The organism is Ignavibacteria bacterium (genome assembly GCA_016707005.1).
Lineage (GTDB): Bacteria > Bacteroidota > Ignavibacteria > Kapaibacteriales > Kapaibacteriaceae > UBA10438.
On the sequence record JADJIQ010000001.1, the window covers coordinates 610,130 to 632,397 of the forward strand.

Below are 22,268 nucleotides of genomic sequence, written 5' to 3' on the forward strand. Positions count from 1 at the left end.
AGTTAGATTGTTAGAGTGCTAGATTGTTAGAGCGTTAGGTGACACATAACGGAGGTGAAGATGAAGGGGCTCATTTCGATCGGTGTTGTAGCCGGATACTTGGTTTGTTCAACGGTGATGGTTGCCGGTAACGATGGGGTAGCGACGGATTCGGCACGATCTGTTTCGTCCGTTTCCATTCCTGCTGATGAGATAGCCAATGTGCACTTTGCCATGATATCGCGGCTTACCCAGCGGACCAATGTTCATGACGTGTCTCCCGGCCCAATCAGGGTAGTGCCAACGGCGACGGAGTGCGGAGCACCAACGATGATTAAGGTCGCGAGTTCTGTAGGTGGTACTGTGTCTGTAACCCTAGTAACCTTCACTACGAATGGCAACAGATCAATAGTTGAGAGCAGCACGATAGCTTCATTCGTTGTTGCTGCAGGCGAAACGCATCTGCCAGTTCAACTAGGGTACCTTCGTGAAGGTAGATACCAACTGCGAGTTTCTCATGGCAAAGAGCATGATGATGTGCCATTTGTGGTGACGGCAGACTAAATTGTTACTTTAGCGGACGGTGAATGATAATTTAGATTGGTATGTGTTAAGTCGTTGGAAAATAGGTAGAAAGAGCATTTAATGATCATTGTGTATTTTAGCATTCGTAAAATGTGCATTTTAGAAAATGTGTTGTGAAGCCCCTTCATTTAACGATGCCGACCCCTGGATTTGACCACCCGATCGTTGAGGACATCATTGCTCTCGAGCGGTGGAAATCTCAAACGTTGGGAGGGACGACGCACCCTGCGGTGTTCGCAGATATCAAGCAGGTCTACCACCTGCTGGAGAGTTTAGGGTCAGCTCGTATCGAGGGGAATCGCACCACGATCGATGAGTTGGTTGAAGCGGCTGTGAATGGTGTTTCCGACTCAACGGAAGGACTTCGGGAGATCTCCAATCTTGAAGACGCGATGTCATGGATCGAATCGGTTTTTGCTGAGGAAAGCCATCGCAGAATTGATCATTCCTTTCTGCAGGAACTTCATCGACTCACCGTGAAGAATCTACGTCCCCCTGAGGTAGGGGGCGAGGGGGATCCAAGCCCCGGGCGATATCGCAGTGGGAATGTGGCGATCACTGGAACATCCTTTGTTCCACCGCCAGGACTGGATGTACCGGAATTGATGGATCGGTTCATAACCTTCATCAATGAACCGATAGATGTACGGCGTTCCTTGATGCGTATAGCCATTGCACATCATCGTTGTGCAGCGATTCACCCGTTTCGCAACGGAAACGGACGAGTGGTTCGACTTCTTACCTATGCAATGCTCATTCGAGACGGGTATCGCATTGATCAGGGTCGGATCATTAACCCAACGGCTGTTTTCTGTCATAACAGAGCTGACTACATGGACGGGCTGAGCGACGCAGACGACGGAACCGAAGCGTCTAGTCTCCGTTGGTGTGCGTTCGTTCTCTCCGGATTGCGACGTGAACTGGAAAAGGTCGGAACACTCCTGGATGCCAACATCCTTGGTCCGCGTATTCTTCAGCCGACAATACGATTTGCCGTACAATCTGGACAGATCACCGATGAAATGGCGCAGGTACTGAGTCGTATCGCAAAGAACGGCGATGGTGATGCTTCAACCTATCGATCCGTCTACCCGGGAAAGTCCGCAGCCAGCATCTCCCATATCATTGCCGATCACAAACAGATAGGAATTATCGCTGCCTATCCAACCATCCGCTCCCGTCGTTATGTAGCGCGCTTCAGCGGCCCGGCACTTTTGACCGCGTTGATCCATACGATGGACGCCGAAGGATACCTGCCGTTTCGCCGAGATGATCGTGGAGCGTAGTGCACGGCACTTCGACTCCGCTCAGTGTGACGGCACTTCGACTCCGCTCAGTGTGACGGCACTTCGACTCCGCTCAGAGTGACCGCACTTCCGTAACTTTGCCCCATGTTCAAACGAGTCCTGATCGCCAATCGCGGCGAAATTGCCCTGCGTGTTATGCGCACCTGTAAACGTATGGGGATAGCCACTGTGGCTATCTATTCGGATGCGGATGTTCGGGCGCCGCACGTGGCGGAGGCTGATGTTGCTATTGGGATAGGGGGCTTTACACCGCGGGAATCGTATCTGGTGGTGGAAAAGGTCCTGGCGGCTGCCAAGGAGTCGGGGGCCGACGCGATCCACCCAGGGTATGGCTTCCTCTCGGAGAATGCAGAATTCGCCCGCGCTGTTGCAGAAGCGGGTATGACGTTTATCGGGCCAACGCCGGAGGCGATCGCGATGCTGGGCGATAAGACGGCAGCGCGCGACCTGGCCATTGCCTCAAAGGTGCCGATCTCGCCGGGCAGTGATGGCGCCGTTGCCTCATTCGACGATGCACGGGCGGTGGTAGAACGGATCGGCTATCCGGTGATCATCAAGGCTGCTGCTGGCGGTGGCGGCAAGGGAATGCGCATCGTTGAAGAGGCATCGGAGATCGAATCGGCCTTTCATGCTGCTCAAAATGAAGCTCTTACATCGTTTAATGATGGACGGGTTTTTATTGAGCGGTATATCGTGGAGCCCCGTCACATCGAAATTCAGATCCTGGCAGATCATCATGGGACGGTGCTGTATTTCCCGGAGCGGGAATGTTCGGTGCAGCGCCGACATCAAAAGGTGGTCGAGGAGTCGCCTTCAACGGCAGTGACTCCTGCCATCCGCAAGGCAATGGGAGAAGCGGCTGCGCGACTCGTTCAGGCAGCATCGTATACCAATGCCGGTACGTTGGAGTTCCTGCTGGATGCTCGGGGTGAGTTTTACTTTATGGAAGTCAATACCCGACTCCAAGTAGAACACCCGGTAACGGAAATGGTCACGGGCATCGACTTCGTAGAACAACAACTGCGCATTGCGTCAGGCGAAAAACTCACGTACAACCAGACCGATGTTGCAAAACCAAAAGGCGCTGCAATTGAATGTCGGGTCTGCGCGGAAGATGTGTTCAATGACTTCCTCCCCGATACTGGCATCGTGTCCTTTATGCAGTTGCCAGAAGGTGATGGCGTCCGCAACGACACAGCCCTGTATGAAGGCTATGAAGTTAGCGTCCACTACGATCCAATGGTCGCCAAACTCATCGTTCACGCCAAGGACCGCGAAACGTGCATTGAACGCACACTTGAAGCGCTCGACAACTATCAGATCGTTGGTTTTAAAACGACCATTCCGTTCTGCCGACTCGTTATTGATTCAGCCCCCTTCAGAACCGGTGCCTATAGCACGTTCTATGTGAAGGAACATTGGCCGATCTCCCAACCAGAACACTTCCTTTCGTCACTTGCAGCGATAGCCGCGGCAGGGTTCACAGCAGAAGAACAACGTAGACAACCACTACCATCCCATGACTGATACCACACCTGTCAGCGAGATCTCGGTGACCACCGAGACGGCACGCGAACTTGGACTCACCGACGCGGAGTTCGATCTGATCTGCGACAAATTGGGTCGCACACCAACCTACACGGAACTCGGCGTGTATTCGGTGATGTGGAGTGAACACTGCTCCTACAAAAACTCCATCCTGCAACTCAAGACACTCCCTCGCAGTGGCGGTAGAATGCTTGTTGCGGCGGGTGAAGAAAATGCCGGTGTGATCGATGTCGGAGAAGGTTATGGTGTTGCCTTTAAGATCGAATCGCACAACCACCCAAGCGCCGTTGAGCCGTTCCAAGGAGCTGCAACGGGAGTAGGGGGCATCCTGCGCGATATCTTCACGATGGGTGCACGTCCAATAGCTGCATTGAATTCCCTTCGCTTTGGTGAACCCGATACAGAGCGTACAAAGTACCTCGTCAAGGGCGTCGTGCACGGCATCGGCCACTATGGCAATTGTTTCGGTGTCCCTACGGTAGGGGGCGAGATCTACTTTGATCGTTGCTACACAGACAACCCACTCGTGAATGCGATGGCTGTTGGTGTGTTACGTGCAGATCGAATGGCGTCTGCTACAGCACTTGGCGCAGGCAATCCGGTATTTATCATGGGATCTAGCACGGGACGTGATGGTATTCACGGCGCGTCGCTCTTGGCCTCACGCGAGTTCGATGCACAGACGGAGAATATGCGTCCAACCGTTCAGGTGGGCGACCCATTCTCGGAGAAACTCCTTCTCGAAGCATCACTCGAACTCATCGAAGCAGGCGTCGTAGTAGGCATGCAGGACATGGGTGCCGCAGGCATCTCGTGCTCTACCGCCGAGATGAGTGCAAAGGGCGAAGTAGGTATGCGCATCGATCTCGACAAAGTGCCACTGCGCGAAGCAGGGATGAGTGCCTATGAGATCATGCTTTCGGAATCGCAAGAACGTATGCTTGTGGTGGTGCAAAAGGGCATGGAGAAACGCGCTGCAGAAGTCTGTGAAAAGTGGGATGTGCCGTTTGTACAGATCGGCGAAGTCACATCAGACAGACACGTCAACGTATCTCGTCACGGTAAGGTTGTTGCCAACGTCCCTGCACAGTCACTTGTGTTAGGGGGCGATGCACCGGTCTATGTGCGTGAACAAAAGAAGCCCGAATACTTGGAGCTCACCAACCGTCCGGTCGATCAAGGTCCAAACCTCCACGAAAAAGAATGCACGGAGATCCTCACCAAACTGCTCGCATCGCCGACCATTGCAAGCAAGCGTTGGGTCTATGAGCAGTATGATTCGCAGGTAGGGGATAACACCGTTATCCGCACCGGCGGCGATGCTGCTGTGTTGCGCATCAAGGAATTGCCAGGCAAGGCCGTTGCCGTTACGACAGACTGCAACAGTCGCTTCGTCTATCTCAATCCCTATCGCGGTGCAATGTCGGCCGTTGCCGAGGCCGCCCGCAACTGCGTCTGCGTAGGTGCCGAGCCCGTGGCCATCACTAACTGTCTCAACTTTGGCAATCCCTACGATCCCGAGGTCTACTACCAATTCGCCGAGGCCATCCGTGGCATGGGCGATATGTGTCGCGCGCTCAACACTCCTGTCACGGGCGGCAACGTGAGCTTCCACAACGAATCACAACAACACGCCGTATTCCCAACGCCAACCATCGGCATGTTGGGACTCATCGATGACATCACAACAGTGATCGGCAATGCCTTTGTGAATGAGAACGAACATGTACTCATGCTCGGATGGCAGCGCAGTGAGCTTGGTGGCAGTGAGTATCTCAAGACCATTAAGGGTAGGGTGACAGGGGAAGCCCCCTACATCGACATCGATGAAGAGGTTCGTCTGCAGCGTGCTACACTTCTTGCCATTCGCTCCGGACTCATCACCGCTGCACACGATTGTTCCGAAGGCGGACTGCTCGTTGCTTTGTCGGAGATGACATTTGGTAAGGGGCTTGGGGCAACCATCGACGTACCATTCGATCACAACGCCGGCAACGTCTTTGGCGAAGCCCAGAGTCGGATCATCGTAAGCGTCCCTTCTACAGCGCTTGATGCTGTGCGTGATCTTTGTGCTGCAAATGAGGTCCCGTTGACCGTGCTTGGCACCACCGGCGGAGATACACTCAACATCAAGGGACTCGTTAATCAACCCGTCACTGACCTGAGTGCTATCTTCGAAGGCGCACTTCCATCGATCATGGCATCCTGAATCACCACGGAACACCTATGAACCTCCAACGCTTCGCAACACTCTTCACGCAACCGTGGGCAACGGATGCACTGCCAACACTTATTCGCATCATGCTCGGAGTCTTGCTCGTCTATCATGGAAGTTCGAAGGTATTCGATGGAATGGGAGACATGATCCAGGGCATCACCGATCGTGGCTGGCCACTTCCAATGTTGCAAGCCTTTATGGCCGCATACATCGAGTTTGCCGGTGGCGTCCTCCTCATCGTTGGCCTCATGACCCGTCCCGTAGCCTTCATGACTATCGGACTGTTCAGCATCATCTTCTTTGTCTACTCCGCCGCAGACCCATTTGGAAAGAAAGAGAAAGCCCTGCTCTTCCTCTTCCTCGCCATCTATGTGTTCTTGTCGGGTCCGGGTAAGGCGAGTGTGGATGCTTTGTTGTTTAGAAAAGAAGCCAAATGACTAATGACAAATGACTAATGACAAATGACTAATGACGAATGACTAATGACTGTCGTTACGTCATAAACGTCATAACCGTCATAACGTCATAGTCGTCATAGTCGTCACGAGGTTCCTCGTCGTTTCGGGCGAGGCAGGGCCTCGTCCCTACACTCCTCGGAATGACGCTATAACGCAACTTTTTCAGGAAATAGAAACGCGAGCATCATCACTGATGATGCTCGCGTTTCTCATTACACCAAACCGGGTGGACAGCGTCATCCCGAGGAGTGTAGGGGCACGGCATGCCGTGCCCGGAGCGACGAGGGACCTAGTTCAAGAAGTGACTTAGTGACTAGAAGAAATGACATAGTGACGTAGTGACATAATGACGTCACTCTGTCACTACGTCATTACGTCATTTCATTAAGAGAATCTCAGCGCTCTTGCCGGGCTCACGCGTGCTGCCATGATCATCGGCACGATCGCAACAATGATGCATAGTCCGATGCTGATGGCCGGCACGATGATAAAGGGGGCAGGGGAGAAACTCACAGGCAGTTCGGAGACGTAGTAGATCGCTCCGTCGAGGCGGATGAGGTGCCAGGTGGATTGCATCCAAACAAAGGCAAGGGCAATGAGAGCGCCGAGTGCAGAGCCCATGGCACCAATGGTGATGCTGCGCGTGAGGAAGATGAGCATGATCCGAAATGGCGTCATGCCAATAGTCATGAGGATGGCGATGGAACGCGTCTTCTCTACAACGGCAATGAGCAGAGTGGAGACTACGGTGAACACGGCTACGATGCTGATGAGTCCAAGAACGATGGGGATGGGCTCCTTCTGCAACTCGATCCAGGCAGAGATGGCTTGGAAGGTGTCGAGATAGGTGAGGACGTAGGCACGTGGACCCAGCACATCACGTACACGGGAGGCTACGCCACGAGCACGTGTCTTGTCGGTACAGGTGATGAGGAGACTCGACGCTACGTCATCAGGCAACCGAAGCTTCTGACGTATGATGTGAAGGGGCATCACAACTACGGTATTGTCGTAGGTAGCCATGCCGGATCGCAATACGCCCCCTACACGAACGGTGAAGAGGATGGGCTGCGTCGACTCAGCATTGGCAGCGTAGATAACGATGGTGTCACCAACGTCTACACCAAGATCGGCTGCAATGGACTCGCCAAGGACGGCCCCGTTTGCGCTCACACCCTCGCCACGGATGATCATGGGGCTAATGAACGACGTAGCACGACTGTTCGTAACGCCGGAGAGGACAATGCCGTCCACGCCGGATCGCGTACGAGCCAACGCCTCGCGGTTGAGAACGATGTCAACGGATGACACACCGTCAATGGTCGCCACGCGTTCCATTGATCCACGTGCATTGCCGATCACATCACCAAGAATGGGCTTTGCCTCTACATGCGAAGTGAACCGCATGGCGGTCTCTTCGATCTTCTCCTCGTATCCACGCAAGACACTGATGGCAATGATCAGTGCAAGACTCCCCAACGCAACACTGAACACCGAAACGATGGTGGTGAAACGTGCAAATCCTTCTGCTCGGAGTGATCGAGCAAAACGTTGGGCAAGTAAGCCTGTTATCGGCATTTGCATCTACTAGAAAGTTACTAGGTACTAGTTACTAGTTACAGGCTACTTGAAAGGAGTAACTAGTAACCAGTAACTAGTAACTAAAGAATCCCCCCGAGGATTTCTTTCCATGAAGACCGGCATCAACATACTGTTGTTGCAAGAGTGATGGGGTGAAGCGGGGTTCGTGGAAGAACTGTTCCCATTGCGACTTCGTAACGTCGAGGTTTACGTCGACACCGATGAGGTCCATGAGTTCAAAGGGGCCCATCTTGAAACCAATGCCCTTCATAAGGGTGTCTACCTGTGCGATGGATGCAGCCCCCTCCATCACAATGCGTTGGGACTCATTGTAGTAGTTACGAGCGATGCGGTTCACGATGAAGCCGGGGGCGTCGGCAGCTACAACGGGAGTTTTGCCGAGGCCTCTTGCGAATTCTACGCAGGTGGACACGACGTCATCGGAGGTGCGTGGACCCTTGATCACTTCCACGAGCTTCATGATGTGAGCAGGGTTGAAGAAGTGGAGTCCGGCAAACCGTGATGTGTTTGCCAAACAACGTGCTAGGGAGGCGATGCTGATGGAGCTAGTGTTGCTGGTGAGGATGGCGTCCGGACGACACACGCGTTCTAGCTCTGTGAAGAGCGCGTGTTTGATGTCGAGTCGTTCTGCAATGGCTTCGATCACAATATTAGCGGTCGACATCACATCGATGCTCGATCCGGTTACAATGTTCTGCTCTGCGATGGTGCATGCAGCGGCATCGAGTTTGCCTTTTTCAACGGCCTTGCGGAGTTGTTCGATCACGTTGTTGCGTGCGGCAACCAAGGCCTCATCGTTGATATCAAAGATCACTACGCCGTGACCAGCCGTAAGTGAGGCAATGGCAATGCCCCTTCCCATCGTCCCTGCACCACAGATGCCGATGATCATTGGATCACTCCCAGTTCCTTGCCAACAGCTCCGAATGCAGCGATGGCTTTATCGAGATGTGCTCGCGTGTGAGCAGCCGACACCTGCACGCGAATACGTGCCTTGCCCTTTGGAACAACAGGGAAGAAGAAGCCGATCACATAGATGCCGTGATCGAGAAGCTTCTCCGCCATTGCCTGTGCAAGAGGTGCATCATACAACATCACCGGAGTGATAGGGTGGGTACCTGGCACGATGTCAAATCCGAGCTTCGACATTCCGTCGCGGAAGTACTTTGTGTTCTCTTCAAGCGTATCGCGCAGTTGTGTTGTGGAGCTCAACAGATCCATCACAGCAATGCCTGCACCAACGATGGATGGTGGGAGGGAGTTGGAGAAGAGGTATGGGCGTGACCGCTGACGGAGCATGTCGATGATCTCTTGACGTCCGGTTGTGAAGCCCCCAATGCCCCCTCCCAATGCCTTTCCGAGCGTACCGGTGATGATGTCTACTCTGCCCGTTACACCGCAATGTTCCACAACGCCCCTGCCATGTGCACCCATGAATCCCATGGAGTGACATTCATCAACCATCACCAGCGCTTGATATTGGTCTGCAAGGTCGCAGATCTTGTCAAGGGGCGCAATGGTTCCGTCCATGCTGAAGACAGCATCGGTTGCAATGAGGATGGTTCGAGCACCATCGGCACGTGCTTGCTTGAGTTGCGACTCCAATTCATCCATGTTGCACGACTCGTAGCGGTAGCGTTTGGCCTTACACAGACGGACGCCGTCGATGATCGATGCGTGGTTGAGAGAGTCGGAGATAATGGCATCTTCTTCACCAAGCAGCGGTTCGAACACACCGCCATTGGCATCGAAGCATGCGGCATAGAGGATCGTGTCGTCCGTGCCGCAGAAGGAGGCGATCTTCTGTTCCAGTTCCTTATGGATGTCCTGCGTTCCGCAGATGAAGCGTACGCTCGACATTCCAAAACCATGGGAATCGAGGTAGCGTTTTGCGGCAGAGATCACGTCCGGGTGGGAGGACAGACCCAGGTAGTTGTTCGCACAGAAGTTCAGGACAGGTTCCGAGCGTCCTGCTACGGTGATCTCCGGACCTTGGTGGGAGGTAATGATCCTCTCCCGCTTATAAAGGCCTGCTTCGTCGATCGAGGTGAGCTCAGTACGTAGTCTGTCGAGAAATGCCGAATCCATGTATTCTCCGTGTTCGTAAGGTTCGCACAAATATCGGTCGTAATTTGCCAAGCTCTAGCATGAGGACCGGAAACAAAGCACCGGTCGGTGAGTCATGCTCAAGAAACCGAGAACTTCCATCGATTGACCAGTGTTTACCGCAGCATGAAACGTACCCTTGCACTTCTCCTCGTCCTCACCACATCCGTCACGCTCTTCTATGGGGCTGATAGTACGGTCTTTGAACGTACTCGCGCTCGGATGCAGCAGGCCCTTGAAAAGACCGGCCCAGACGGATCGGTCAAGATCAATAAGCAATTCCGACGCTGGGAGTGGTTCTGGCAGGGGAGGCTCACCGAAGATGGATCCTTCCCAACCCCGGCACACTATCAGCAGGAACTGGCAAAGCTCCAGCGTGCAAAGCGTGTTGAGAACGTACAGGCACCAAAGACCTGGAAGGAACTGGGCCCAACCGCTCCGGATCTGCCGGGTCAAAGTGCGCAATGGAATGGCATCGGACGGGTGAATGTGGTTGAATTCTCCAGACAGAATCCTAATCTGGTCTATGCAGGCGCGGCCTCCGGTGGACTTTGGAAAAGCACAGACGGCGGCTCGAACTGGACAGCGGTGAATATCTCGATCATTCCGGTTGTTGGTGTGAGCGACATTGCGATCTCTGCCCAGGATGATAAGGTGATCTTCGTTGCAACGGGTGATGCCGACGCGGCCATCTTCGGTGACTTCACCGGGTATCCGTCATTCACCTATGGTGTGATCAAGAGCACAGACGGCGGAGTTACATGGGCACAAACAGGTCTTTCCTATGATCCTTCACAAGGCTCACTTGTAGCCAGACTCTGGCTCGACCCACGTGATACAAGTATTGTGGTAGCTGCTACCTATGGTGGTGTAATGCGCTCATCAAATGGCGGTGCTTCGTGGATCCGTGCGCAGGGTGGCGTGTTTCGTGATCTCATCGGAAATCCGGCGAACCCGGACGTCCTGTATTCCACCACGTTCTCCGAATCCGGGAATGCCGGCATCTTTCGTTCTACAGACAATGGCGTGAGCTGGACGCAGACGAGAACGATCGCCGAAGCCAATCGTATTCGACTTGCCGTTACAAAGGCCAACGGAAACGTTGTTGGTGCTGTTGCCTCGCGTGCGTATCGCTTCAATGGTGACGCTGAGGGCAACGGCTTGGAAGGTGTCTATAAGTCAACAGATGCCGGTACAAGCTTTGAAAAACTCACAACAACACTTAACCTCCTGCATTGGAATGCGAGTGGTCAGGGCAATGGCGGCCAAGGTTTCTACGACCTCGCCATGGAGATCTCGCCAACCAATGCCAACCACATCTTCGTTGGTGGAATCAACGTTTGGCGTACCACCACAAACGGTAACACCTGGATCCTTTCTGCGCATTGGACGGGTGATGGAGCCCCGTGGGTACATGCTGATCATCACTACTTCAAATTCCATCCAACACAGAACAAGTTGTTCGCCGCACATGATGGCGGAATTGCACGCTCTACAGACCAAGGGATCTCGTGGCGCGATGCGAGTAATGGACTGCGCATTCAGCAGTATTATGGACTCGCTACCTCGAACATCAATCCGAGTATCACCATCTCCGGTTCACAGGATAACGGAACAGCGCTATCGAAGAACAACGGTTCAACCTTTGTTCACTCGCTGGATGGTGATGGAATGATGGCGGCCATCGACTACATCGACCCGCAACTCCTCTACGGAAGTCAATACAACGGCACGTTCTTCCGTTCTACAAACCAAGGAAATAACTGGATCTTCTCATCGAGCAGGCAACAACGCGGAGAGTCTATGGCTGCGTGGGTCTCGCCGATCGCTGCAGATCCAACTAATCAGAACGTTGCCTATATCGGATATTCACAGGTATACAAAACAACAACCGGCGGATCATTCTGGACAAGGATCTCAAACAACCCCACCAGTGTACCGTGCAGGTGGATCGCCGTTGCACCGTCAGACTCCCGACACATATACGCGGCCTATAACACCGCTCTCTGGTATACAACTGATGGCGGGACGAATTGGACACAGCAGACAGGAATCTCCGGTGTGATCATGGGTGTAGAAGTTCATCCTACAGATCCAAAGAAGATCTTTATTGCAATAGGGGGCTATTCGGGCGGACAAAAGGTCCTGCAGGTATCCAACGGAACTGTTACAAACGTCACCGGAACCGGTTTGCCAAACGTGCCATGTAATTCGGTTGTCTACCAAAGGGGCACGACAAACAGACTTTATGCCGGAACTGATCTCGGTGTGTTCTTCTCCGATGAAGGCTCCGGCTTCTGGCAGCCATACGGCACTGGTATGCCGGCAGCACTTATCAGTGCAATGAGGCTCATTCCAACATCGAACATTCTCCGCGTGTCCACCTACGGCAGAGGCATCTGGGAGATCGACGTGCGTCAGTGCACAGCAACCACACCAACCATCACCAAGGTCACGCCAACCACGGCATGTGTGGGTGATTCTGTTGTTCTCGAAGCATCTACGGGATATGCTTCGTATCGCTGGTCGAGTGGCGACACAACACGTCGCGTTGTTTTCCGCTCCATCGCCCAGACAGGCTCATACACGGTAAGTGTCGAAGACAACAGTGGCTGCCGTGCAACATCGGCTCCAACGTCCATCACCTTCTTGGCATCACCATCAAAGCCCCTTGTCTCTCAGCGTGGAAAGGACACCTTGCGTTCTTCGGCAGTGGGCGGGATCACCAAATTCCAGTGGGCGCGCGATGGAGTTGACATTCCCGGTGCAACCCTGCGCGATCATGTAACCCAGATCAGCGGTTTGTATACCGTGCGTGTTGAGAACAATCAGAATTGTACGAGCACATCGAACAGTTACACCTTTACGTATGATCCGATGAGTGTGGAAGAAGATGTTGCTGCCGGACGTGCCATTGGCATCAGTCCGAACCCGAGTAGTGATGTTGCCATGATCACTATGCCTGTTGTTGCATCTCGCACACTCGATGTGATCAGCATCACGGGTCAGCTCGTCTACTCCATGCCGGTAGCTGACGGTGCGAACGAGTTCCGACTCGATCTTGCTTCCATCGCCCGCGGAACGTACATCGTCCGCCTCACCGCAGGTTCATCTGTGTGGATGGCACGTCTCCTACGTGATTGATGCACGCACGCGTTTCGCGTAGTCGCAATTCACACCACGTTCATTGAAGGAGTCGGTTGAGCATCCCCTCAACCGCTTCCTTCCTCGCCGTGGCCATACCTTCGACGAGTGTGCCGTTGTTGAACGTTGCAAAGAACGGTAGGTTGTCAACACCCGCAAGCACTCGTGCTTCAGGATTCGTTTCGGCGTTTACGTCAAGGAATGTGATGGCCGTAAATCGTTCATCATTGCTCAAGCGCGAATACACCGGTGCGAACAGCTTGCACGACCCACACCAGTCGGCATAGAACTTGACGATCACCTTGTCCGTTGATTCGATGAGGGGGCGAAATTCTTCAGCGTTGGGTTGGGTAATGCTCATACGAGGTTACGGGGTTACGAGGTTACGGGGTTACGGAGATACGGAGTTAAACATCGACACATAGCCCGAGTGGTCCTCTGCCTGTGCGTTTTGGCGGTTGACCGACGAAAGATCGTTGAGAGCATTGGAAACGTCTGTTGAGATCTCGGACACGGAGGAGTGGGAGTTCCATTCCGCGATGAAGGGGGATCCGAAGAGGGCCCAGCACGTGGGTTTCTTGTTTCTCAGCAATTCATAGCGAATGGAAAGGGGCTGGATGCGGACGCGGCCAAGTTTGCGGACGAGGATACCGATGCCGGGTTCGGCGACCACGGGAAGGTCTTGGTGGATGAGGGTTCCTTGCGGGAACATCCAGAGTGCGCGATCCGTGTTGCGAAGTCTGTCGGCAGCGTAGTGAAGAGACCGAACGGCGCTGCGTGGATCTTCGCGGACAACGCTGAACATGCCAATGCGTGAAAAGAACCGGTATTTCGTCAACTGGCGGTACTCCATCATCCCGTCGGCATCCAAACGATACCGTCTCAGAGACATCACGATGGTAACCACAGCGTCCCACCACGACCCATGAGTACTGACGATGATCGTTGGGCAGGGGGCTGAGGAGCCCCTTTCCATGATCGGTGCCAGGTGCTCTTCTCCAGCTACGAGACAGTGTTCGAAGGTACGTTTGAGCGACCGCTCAAAGTAGTAGCCCCAGAAAGCTTTGCTCACTGGATCGGGTCGGGCAGGGATGAACGGTTCAGACATCATTACTTTTGTGCTTTCCCGAAAGCTACCACAGTGGAACGAAATCCAAATCGCGTTATCGTTGGAATGTCCGGCGGAGTTGACAGCAGTGTTGCAACCGGCCTACTCGTAGAGCAGGGTTATGACGTGATCGGCATCACCATCAAGACCTACAAATACGAAGATGTAGGGGGCAATGTGGGCAACGATTCCACATGCTGTTCCCTCGATGGTATCAATGACGCGCGCAGGGTTGCCTTGAATCTTGGAGTGCCACACTACACGGTGGATTTCACCGAGACCTTTAAAGAGAAGATCATCGACTACTTCGTCGAGGACTACTTGGCGGGCAACACACCCAACCCGTGTGTGCGGTGTAATCGCGAGATCAAATGGGGCGAGATGCTGCGCAAGGCAGATTCCTTGGGGGCAAAGTATATCGCCACCGGACACTATGCCAGCATCATGTTCGATGAGCAGAGCGGCAGACGGTGGATAAGAAGAAGTCCGGATGCAAAGAAGGACCAGTCCTACATGTTGTGGAGCGTACGTCAGGAACATCTTGCGCGCACCATCTTCCCACTGGCCGGATTCACCAAGCCACAGTCGCGCAGTGAAGGTGAGAGATTAAACCTCTCCCTACAGAACAAGCCTGAGTCGTACGAGATCTGCTTCATTCCTGACAACGACTACCGCAGGTTCCTCAAGGACGCCGTACCCGATCTCGACCAACGTGTTGGCAAGGGCAACATCGTGATGGACGGCGAAGTGATCGGTCAGCACGACGGGTATCCATTCTACACCATCGGTCAACGCAAAGGCCTTGGTGTAAGCAACCCCGACCCGCTCTTCGTCCTCAACGTCCTGCCATCGGAGAACATCGTTGAGCTCGGCACTGCCGACAAGCTCGACGCAATCTCACTTACGGCCCACCACGTCAACCTCCAGAAGTACGCAGACCTCAACGACCCACGTCGGTTCATCGTCAAGGTCCGCTACAAGGACGAAGGCGCTCCCGCCACATGTCACACCGATGCCGACGGCATCCTCCACGTCACCTTCGACGAACCCCGCAAAGCCATTGCCCGCGGTCAAAGCGTTGTCATGTATGAGGATGATGATGTGGTAGGGGGCGGGATCATACGTTAATGTGCTAATGTGCTAATGTGCTAATGTGCTAATGTGTCAGAGATTGGTAGAGTGGTAGATTGTTAGAGAAGAGTCATAACGTCATAGCGTCATATCGTCATATTCCCACACTAGACTTAGAAGGCGGGCGTCGGCAAGAGCGGTGCTGAGGGTCTTGATACAAACGAGGGGCGAATATGAAGATCATTGCCGTTATTGTCTGCCTGCTAGCCGCCATTCTTAATGGGCAGGCACAGGTATCAGTATCATGGCGACCCATAAGCCCAATGATGATGGGTGTAGCACGAGCTACTGCAGTGATCGACAGTTCAACGTTCATTGTAGTGGGAGCAGATTCGGCAGCTGTGCGGACAAGCGATCGTGGAGTGACATGGACAACATGTAGATTCCCATCAGGTACACACTGGTTCGATGTTGTAAGTCTGGCTAGTGGCGTCGTGGTTGCCGTTGGTAATCGAGGCAACATTGCTCGATCTAACGATGCTGGGTTGTCCTGGAGATTTGAGAAGATATCCTTGGACGTGGATCTCTATCACATTTGGACGGATTACGATCAGACAATCGTTGCCACGGGCGATTCAGGGCGAATCGTTCGATCTATTGATGCAGGACGCTTGTGGGAGCCTGTAGAAAGCCATGTTACTGGTGCGATACCTGCATTAACAATGTCTCCATCGGGCAGGCTCCTTGGATATGATACTACAGGAGCCATCATCTATAGCGATGATAAGGGTACAACATGGTCGACTGCAATTCGCGACACTTCATGGCGGATCACCGGAATGACCATGATCAGTACTGATACTGGTTTGGCGGTTGGAATGTTCAAAGGCGTGTCCACTACGTCAGACGGGGGAGCTACTTGGAAGACTGTCGAACTTCAACCAGACTCCGCAGTTAAAATGTACGCGCCACCTACGCGCTTCGCAAGGTCACTCCTCTATAGCAACGCAGACAGAACAGCAACAGTGATTACGATCTGGGGAGAGTCCGTTGTATCTGATACCACATTCACTCGATGGCAGAAGGGGCTGATCCAGGGTTCGAACAGACGGACCCAGGTCCATGATCTTGAGGTTGACCGTCGTGGACATCTTTGGGTAACTACAGACAACGAGTTAATGTCAGTCACTTCTCTTGACAATGTCCCTTTGTTTAATGGTTTCCTTCTACCATTCACCCATCGACAAGGTTGTAAGAGTCTGTTGACCCGGGAGGGGATAGTGGCCTCGTATTCTTATCAGAAGTATGATGACTTTTGGATCACGAGACCAGTGTTGCAAGTTTCTGAAGACCTAGGGCTTTCAGTTCAACTACGTCCTGTTGAAGGACCGAACGTAAATCCTTTGGTTGCAGTCAGTGAGCTAAGTGCAATCGGTAAAGACTCTTGGCTCATTGTTGGGTATGAAGAAGATAGGCTTCACAACAGAGGCTATCAACGACTCTATCGAACATCTGATGCTGGAAACACGTGGAGTGCAGTTCGGATGACGAGATATATCGAACGGATGTACTCATCCCATGCCAGTCTCTCTGGACACTTTAGCTTCTACGATGGATCAACGTTCAGCACCGTCAATCAAGTGAATTCAGACACACTTCAAACTCACGAAAGACAGTTGCCATACACGGATGAGCAGGTATTCGGATGCCATTCCGTAGACGCGGACCTCTTTTTTGCATTTGGATCAGCAGGCACGTTGTTCAGGACAAACGATACCGCAGGCATGATGGAAAAGCAACGTATCCCCAATGCTGAGAAAGTACAGCATATGTCATTTGCTGACCGAGATTATGGAATTTGTGTTGACAATAGGGGGTCGGTATTCAGAACAATAAATGCTGGATTAACATGGGAAATGGTTAAGAGTCTTGACACGAAAGGTCTTTTCAGGGTCAATGTGCTTGATCGCTTAACCTGGTTGGTCGCCAGCGGGAATGGAAACATTCTATTTACAACGGATGGTGGAACATCATGGCTCGATGTATCTATTCCCGGAAGTATGCTACCATGGACCATTGATAACTGCATAGTCATCAATACATCCGAGTTCCTTGTATCATCCAATGAATATGTCTATCACGGAAAGCTCAGTGGAACTACATCCAACCTTGATGACTCCATGTCATCCCGCCACTCCGTCACTCCGACCTTGCTTTCCATCGCTCCCAATCCCTCTACGAACAGCGCTACGATTACGGTTGCCGACAGAAGCCCCGTACTTCGGCTGTATGATGCCAGCGGACGACTTGTAGCCTCCTACACGGTCGAAAACGGTAGGGTCGTGGTGAACACGTCGGAGCTCTCGAATGGGGTCTACAATGTTGTTTCAGACACGGGGAGCGGGGTGTTGATGGTGAATCGGTAGAGAGGTAGAGTGGTAGAGTGGTAGATTGTTAGAATGCTAGATTGGTAGATTGGTAGATTGTTAGAGAAGAGTCATAGTCGTCATAACGTCATATGTCATAGCTGACACAATAGGTAGAGGTGGGTTGCGTCGGCAAGAGCGGTGCTGAGGGTCTTGATACAAACGAGGGGCGAATATGAAGATCATTGCCGTTATTGTCTGCCTACTCGTGTCCATTGCGCAGGGGCAGGCGCAGGTGGAGTGGCAGCTCCAAAAGATCATGCCGATGATGAATGGCGCTCTGCTGGCCACCGCGATCATAGACAGTACTACCTTCATTGCTGTTGGCGTGGATTCTTTTGGCATTCGCTCGACTGATGTAGGCACAACGTGGACGACTTTGAGATTCCCGTCCAACTCTCAGTGGTTTGATGTATCAGCCATATCGGGGGATGTCGTTGTTGCCGTTGGTGATCAAGGCAAGGTAGCTCGATCTACCGATGCCGGAGTAACGTGGTCGTTTGATAAAGGGCCAACGAATTCAGATCTGTATCATATCTGGACAGATCGGAATCAGCTGGTTGTTGCAACCGGTGACAATGGTGCAATCGTGCGATCTACGGATGCTGGGCAATCTTGGGAAGCAGTTGTGAGTCCTGCTACGGGAGCAATTCCCGCATTGACAAGCTCTCCAACGGGGAGACTCATAGGGTTTGATACGACCGGAGCGATCATCTACAGTGATGATAGAGGCGTGTCTTGGTCGGCGGCATCGCGCGATTCATCGTGGCGTGTAGCAGGGCTTATCATGGTAAGTCAGGATAGTGGAATAGCTGTCGGCATGTTTTTAGGCGTTGCACTTACAACGAACGGAGGCACCTCCTGGACTTCACACGTCCCCGAAAAAAGCACTGGCATCCAAATTCACAGTCTCCCGGCCCGCTTCTTTAAGGTCGTGACAATCCTCAATGAAGACAGAACAATAACGGTAGCGAAAGACGGTGATGGATATTGGAAATCAGATACTTCCTTGGTTGAATGGACATATTCCAACTTCTATCGTCACAATAGTGTAGGATGGCTATCGGACGTCGAAGTTGATAGTAAGGGTCAGAAATGGGCCACAACCCCTAGCGGGCTCGGACTAATTCCACCATCTTGGTTCGCTGTAGAGCGCAAAATCGAGTTTCCTCGTCGGGGAAGTTCCAGTTTCGTTACGTTGTTAACACAGAAGGGTGCATGTGTTCAATACATGCTGTTTGGCGATCAGTTTAATGCAGTTGGGTCTGTTCATGCTTCATTTGATTATGGACGATCATTGACAGTTCACTCTGTTGGAGGAACGTCTCTATCGGGGCTTCACAACGTGACAGAATTTGCAGAGGTCGATTCTGTCACGTGGTTGTTAGTTGGCTCGCATGATGATTATGATGCTCGACGCACCTATTATCATCGATTCATTACCACCGATGCGGGAGTAACGTGGGGGTATCCGAATTTTCCCAGCTATCCAGGTAGAGTAAGAGACGCCCACCTTGGGAGGTACGGTCAATTCTGCGCATTGTATGAAAATGGATTGTATACCACTGTGATCAAGCCTGGAAATCAATTCAAGAGCTACTATCGAGATACGATCAGACCAGAAGCATCACTTAACTGGTGCTACGCAGTGACCAGTGGCCTATATTTTGCATTCGGATTTAACGGATCGCTTTGCGGGACACTTGATACGTCGAGTGTTCTTCAGAGAATCACTGTTCCTACATCGGTCTCGTTAAATGCAATGTCGTTTGCCGATAGCACGTTCGGTATCTGTGTCGGTGACAGCGGTGTGATCATTCAGACCGTAGATGCTGGCAGAACATGGAAGCATGTGGCGATCAATACCAAGAACAAGCTCATGAGTGTGCACCTATTGAATCGCCAGTCATGGTTGCTTGTGACCGGCAATAGTGAGGTCTTAATAACAGAGAACGGCGGTAACACATGGTTCGCAATAGGATCGGAATGGCCTTCATATCGATCTGATCGTTCGGATTGTCGGTTCATCAATGAAAATGAGTTCCTGATCGCTACACGGGGCATCGTGTATCGCGGGTATAGGGAAGGCATCCCATCATCCATCCCAGACTCCATGTCATCCCGCCACTCCGTCACTCCGACCTTGCTTTCCATCGCTCCCAATCCCTCAACGAACAGCGCTACGATTACGGTTGCTGACAGAAGCCCCGTACTTCGGCTGTATGATGCCAGCGGACGACTTGTAGCCTCCTACACGGTCGAAAACGGTAGGGTCGTGGTGAACACGTCGGAGCTCTCGAATGGTGTCTACAATGTTGTTTCAGACACGGGGAGCGGGGTGTTGGTGGTGAATCGGTAGAGAGGTAGAGTGGTAGAGTGCTAGAGTGTTAGAGTGTTAGAGTGTTAGATTGTTAGAGTCATAGCGTCATATTCCCACAATAGACTCAGAAGGCGGGCGTCGGCAAGAACGATGCTGAGGGTTGCATTCTATTAGGGGGCTTTCGTGAAGGTCATCGCTGTTGTTGTGTGTTTGTTGGTGTCCTTAGCGCAGGGGCAGGCGCAGCTAGAATGGAAGTTGGTTTTCCCAGTTTGTCCTGGGTATGTTCAGGCCCTTGCATTCCCTAGTAGCAAGACCATAATCTTGGTTGGCACAATCGCCACGGCGCTACGTTCGGATGATGGTGGGCGGATATGGAAGAGTTGTGACTTCCCATTTCGGTCGGATTGGTATGACGTTGTGTGTCTTGCCCCCGGGATCGTTGTATGTGTTGGTGCTGACGGACGAATTGCGCGCTCAACCGATCAAGGGGTAACATGGACATTCTCTGATTCTCCTACTACAGCCAGTCTCTACCGGGTATGGACCGACTCGTTGTCCGTGATCGTTGCAGTCGGAGACTCTGGAGCCATGGTGCGTTCGACCGATGCCGGAGTGACGTGGGCCACCATCACAAGTGAATGCAAGTCCCTCATGCGATTTATTGGGTCGTCTCCATCGGGTCGTTTACACTCATACGACACGTCGAATGTGCTACAATACAGTGATGATAAGGGTCAGTCATGGAGTTTGTGTATTCGTGACAGCTCGTGGCAACTCCTCGGGTGCCATATGTTCAGTCTCGACAGTGGTTTTATCATTGGAGAATATGATGGCATTGGGATCACTACGGACGGCGGAAGAGCGTGGACCTCTATTGAGCTCGATTCATCTCCAAACGTGGGTCGCGGCACAGTTGAAAATCCAATGCCTCGCATTGCCGCCTTTATCTCACGTGACTCGATCGGCCGATACGCAGCCGTCTATGATAATGGCCAGATAGCCCTTTCAAAGGAATCAATCTTGGAGTGGAAGAAAAGCACTCTCCTGAAAGAGTATCGCGCAAGTGTCACAGATCTTGAAACAGACTCTTCCGGAAGACGGTGGCTTGTTAGCCCCGGGAATCTGACCGAACTGAGCAATAGCGGCACGATTGAGAGTGTATTCCAATTTCCAAGCAGACCTCCGACGTTTGAGGCAAGTGGGCTTATGCAGGATGGTACAGCGTTCTTCGGTGCTCCTTTGGCACCTTACACCTCGAAGTGTATTCAAATCACGAATGATTCGGGACGCACATGGAGAAATGAAAGGATCGACCTTAGGTATGATCTGGTACCAACTAATGTCCGTGACATAGATATCGTTGAACCCGGTCGATGGATCATGTCAGGTATCTACTTCGAAAGTGGTTTCAACGGCGATGGCAGTGGCTACTCGCAGTTCCGAGCTCTTGAATCGACAGATCATGGTGCTTCATGGAGAGAGTATAAGCACCCTGCCCGACAGAACTCGCAAACAACGGCCTTTGATGTTGGTAGGAATGGTGCCGCCTGTACGCTCGGAGGAGATGGTATGTCCATTAGCGTAGATGACTACGGTACCTGGCGCTCCGTCTTAGCGATCGACCCAAACGGAAAAGCGCTAAATCTCAAGTTTTGCCTGGCAGTGTCTCCAAGACTATTCTTCGCATACGGCGGCCATAGAGCATTGTATCGCTCTTCTGATTCCGGGCGCACACTTCAAAGGATTGAGATTCCTTCCGTGGATAAAATTCGAGATATGATGTTCGCCGACGATGACTTTGGAGTGTGTGTCGGTGATCAGGGTGACATATTCAGAACTACAGATGCCGGTATCTCATGGACTAAGGTTGCGTCTGGGACTGCCTATGAGCTTCATTCGGTGTTTGTTAAGTCTAGGTCGGAATGGCTAGTTGGTGGGGATGATCTCAAGGTTATCACCACCAAAGATGGAGGCGCTACCTGGCATGATATATCTATTCCCAATACATCGGCAAAGGTTGATATCACAAACGTCGTATTCATAGGAGATCATGAATACCTTGCATCTGGTAGGGCGTTCTGTTTCCGAGGCAAAGATCTAGGGGGCTCCACATCTGTCCCAGATTCTACGTCATCCCGTCACGCCGTCACTTCGTCATTGCTCTCGATCTCTCCCAATCCCTCTATGAACAGCGCTACGATTACGGTTGCTGACAGAAGCCCCGTACTTCGGCTGTATGATGCCAGCGGACGATTTGTATCCTCCTACACGGTCGAAAACGGTAGGGTCGTGGTGAACACGTCGGAGCTCTCGAATGGTGTCTACAATGTTGTTTCAGACACGGGGAGCGGGGTGTTGATGGTTAATCGTTAGAGTGTTAGAGTGGTAGAATGCTA

At 52.4% G+C, this 22,268-nt stretch carries 15 protein-coding genes; 10 read left to right on the plus strand and 5 right to left on the minus strand.

Annotation, left to right across the window (positions count from 1 at the left end):
• Window positions 1-60: 60 nt before the first annotated feature.
• The 5 genes from IPI29_02650 to IPI29_02670 all read left to right on the plus strand — a co-directional run bounded on the left by IPI29_02650 (window position 61) and on the right by IPI29_02670 (window position 6,074).
• Window positions 61-543 (plus strand): hypothetical protein, encoded by a 483-nt coding sequence (locus tag IPI29_02650; GenBank protein ID MBK7411434.1) that lies wholly within the window; start codon window positions 61-63, stop codon window positions 541-543.
• A gap of 155 nt (window positions 544-698) precedes the next feature.
• Window positions 699-1,850, plus strand: a complete 1,152-nt coding sequence (locus tag IPI29_02655; GenBank protein ID MBK7411435.1) for a Fic family protein — start codon at window positions 699-701, stop codon at window positions 1,848-1,850.
• 105 nt (window positions 1,851-1,955) lie between these two features.
• Window positions 1,956-3,398, plus strand: coding sequence for an acetyl-CoA carboxylase biotin carboxylase subunit (locus IPI29_02660; protein MBK7411436.1), 1,443 nt, complete (start codon window positions 1,956-1,958; stop codon window positions 3,396-3,398).
• On the plus strand, window positions 3,391-5,628 hold the full coding sequence (gene purL, locus IPI29_02665) for a phosphoribosylformylglycinamidine synthase subunit PurL (protein MBK7411437.1): 2,238 nt from the start codon (window positions 3,391-3,393) through the stop codon (window positions 5,626-5,628). Before IPI29_02660 ends, purL begins: the two co-directional genes overlap by 8 nt.
• A 17-nt stretch (window positions 5,629-5,645) precedes the next feature.
• Window positions 5,646-6,074 (plus strand): DoxX family protein, encoded by a 429-nt coding sequence (locus IPI29_02670; protein ID MBK7411438.1) that lies wholly within the window; start codon window positions 5,646-5,648, stop codon window positions 6,072-6,074.
• Between the two features lie 405 nt (window positions 6,075-6,479).
• Here IPI29_02670 and IPI29_02675 read toward each other — a convergent pair whose 3' ends face one another.
• The 3 genes from IPI29_02675 to kbl form a co-directional block, all read right to left on the minus strand.
• Window positions 6,480-7,673, minus strand: coding sequence for an FtsX-like permease family protein (locus IPI29_02675; GenBank protein MBK7411439.1), 1,194 nt, complete (start codon window positions 7,671-7,673; stop codon window positions 6,480-6,482).
• 76 nt (window positions 7,674-7,749) lie between these two features.
• Window positions 7,750-8,589 carry a 3-hydroxybutyryl-CoA dehydrogenase gene (locus tag IPI29_02680; protein MBK7411440.1) on the minus strand — a complete coding sequence of 280 codons (840 nt, stop codon included), beginning with the start codon at window positions 8,587-8,589 and terminating at the stop codon, window positions 7,750-7,752.
• On the minus strand, window positions 8,586-9,785 hold the full coding sequence (gene kbl, locus IPI29_02685) for a glycine C-acetyltransferase (protein MBK7411441.1): 1,200 nt from the start codon (window positions 9,783-9,785) through the stop codon (window positions 8,586-8,588). Before kbl ends, IPI29_02680 begins: the two co-directional genes overlap by 4 nt.
• Window positions 9,786-9,929: 144 nt before the next feature.
• Between kbl and IPI29_02690 the strand changes: the two genes are divergently transcribed.
• The gene (locus IPI29_02690; GenBank protein MBK7411442.1) at window positions 9,930-12,947 is read left to right on the plus strand and encodes a T9SS type A sorting domain-containing protein; all 3,018 of its coding nucleotides are present in this window, start codon (window positions 9,930-9,932) and stop codon (window positions 12,945-12,947) included.
• A 40-nt stretch (window positions 12,948-12,987) separates the two neighbouring features.
• Here IPI29_02690 and IPI29_02695 read toward each other — a convergent pair whose 3' ends face one another.
• Entirely contained in the window at window positions 12,988-13,308 is a 321-nt protein-coding gene (locus IPI29_02695) for a thioredoxin family protein (GenBank protein ID MBK7411443.1), read from the minus strand.
• 30 nt (window positions 13,309-13,338) lie between these two features.
• Window positions 13,339-14,019 (minus strand): lysophospholipid acyltransferase family protein, encoded by a 681-nt coding sequence (locus IPI29_02700; protein ID MBK7411444.1) that lies wholly within the window; start codon window positions 14,017-14,019, stop codon window positions 13,339-13,341.
• Between the two features lie 102 nt (window positions 14,020-14,121).
• Between IPI29_02700 and mnmA the strand changes: the two genes are divergently transcribed.
• From mnmA to IPI29_02720, 4 genes are all read left to right on the plus strand, one after another.
• Window positions 14,122-15,183: a tRNA 2-thiouridine(34) synthase MnmA gene (mnmA, locus tag IPI29_02705; protein ID MBK7411445.1), complete on the plus strand. Its 1,062-nt coding sequence runs from the start codon at window positions 14,122-14,124 to the stop codon at window positions 15,181-15,183.
• A gap of 176 nt (window positions 15,184-15,359) precedes the next feature.
• Window positions 15,360-17,552 carry a T9SS type A sorting domain-containing protein gene (locus IPI29_02710; GenBank protein MBK7411446.1) on the plus strand — a complete coding sequence of 731 codons (2,193 nt, stop codon included), beginning with the start codon at window positions 15,360-15,362 and terminating at the stop codon, window positions 17,550-17,552.
• A gap of 175 nt (window positions 17,553-17,727) precedes the next feature.
• Complete coding sequence (locus IPI29_02715) at window positions 17,728-19,911, plus strand: T9SS type A sorting domain-containing protein (GenBank protein MBK7411447.1); 2,184 nt, start codon at window positions 17,728-17,730, stop codon at window positions 19,909-19,911.
• A 144-nt stretch (window positions 19,912-20,055) separates the two neighbouring features.
• A complete protein-coding gene (locus IPI29_02720; protein ID MBK7411448.1) occupies window positions 20,056-22,245 on the plus strand; it encodes a T9SS type A sorting domain-containing protein in 2,190 nt (729 codons plus the stop codon).
• Window positions 22,246-22,268 lie beyond the last annotated feature (23 nt).

Coding starts and splice junctions, on each gene's coding strand:
- IPI29_02650 (MBK7411434.1), top strand. CDS start 61: ATGAAGGGGCTCATTTCGATCGGTGTTGTAGCCGGATACTTGGTTTGT.
- IPI29_02655 (MBK7411435.1), top strand. CDS start 699: ATGCCGACCCCTGGATTTGACCACCCGATCGTTGAGGACATCATTGCT.
- IPI29_02660 (MBK7411436.1), top strand. CDS start 1,956: ATGTTCAAACGAGTCCTGATCGCCAATCGCGGCGAAATTGCCCTGCGT.
- purL (MBK7411437.1), top strand. CDS start 3,391: ATGACTGATACCACACCTGTCAGCGAGATCTCGGTGACCACCGAGACG.
- IPI29_02670 (MBK7411438.1), top strand. CDS start 5,646: ATGAACCTCCAACGCTTCGCAACACTCTTCACGCAACCGTGGGCAACG.
- IPI29_02675 (MBK7411439.1), bottom strand. CDS start 7,673: ATGCCGATAACAGGCTTACTTGCCCAACGTTTTGCTCGATCACTCCGA.
- IPI29_02680 (MBK7411440.1), bottom strand. CDS start 8,589: ATGATCATCGGCATCTGTGGTGCAGGGACGATGGGAAGGGGCATTGCC.
- kbl (MBK7411441.1), bottom strand. CDS start 9,785: ATGGATTCGGCATTTCTCGACAGACTACGTACTGAGCTCACCTCGATC.
- IPI29_02690 (MBK7411442.1), top strand. CDS start 9,930: ATGAAACGTACCCTTGCACTTCTCCTCGTCCTCACCACATCCGTCACG.
- IPI29_02695 (MBK7411443.1), bottom strand. CDS start 13,308: ATGAGCATTACCCAACCCAACGCTGAAGAATTTCGCCCCCTCATCGAA.
- mnmA (MBK7411445.1), top strand. CDS start 14,122: ATGTCCGGCGGAGTTGACAGCAGTGTTGCAACCGGCCTACTCGTAGAG.
- IPI29_02710 (MBK7411446.1), top strand. CDS start 15,360: ATGAAGATCATTGCCGTTATTGTCTGCCTGCTAGCCGCCATTCTTAAT.
- IPI29_02715 (MBK7411447.1), top strand. CDS start 17,728: ATGAAGATCATTGCCGTTATTGTCTGCCTACTCGTGTCCATTGCGCAG.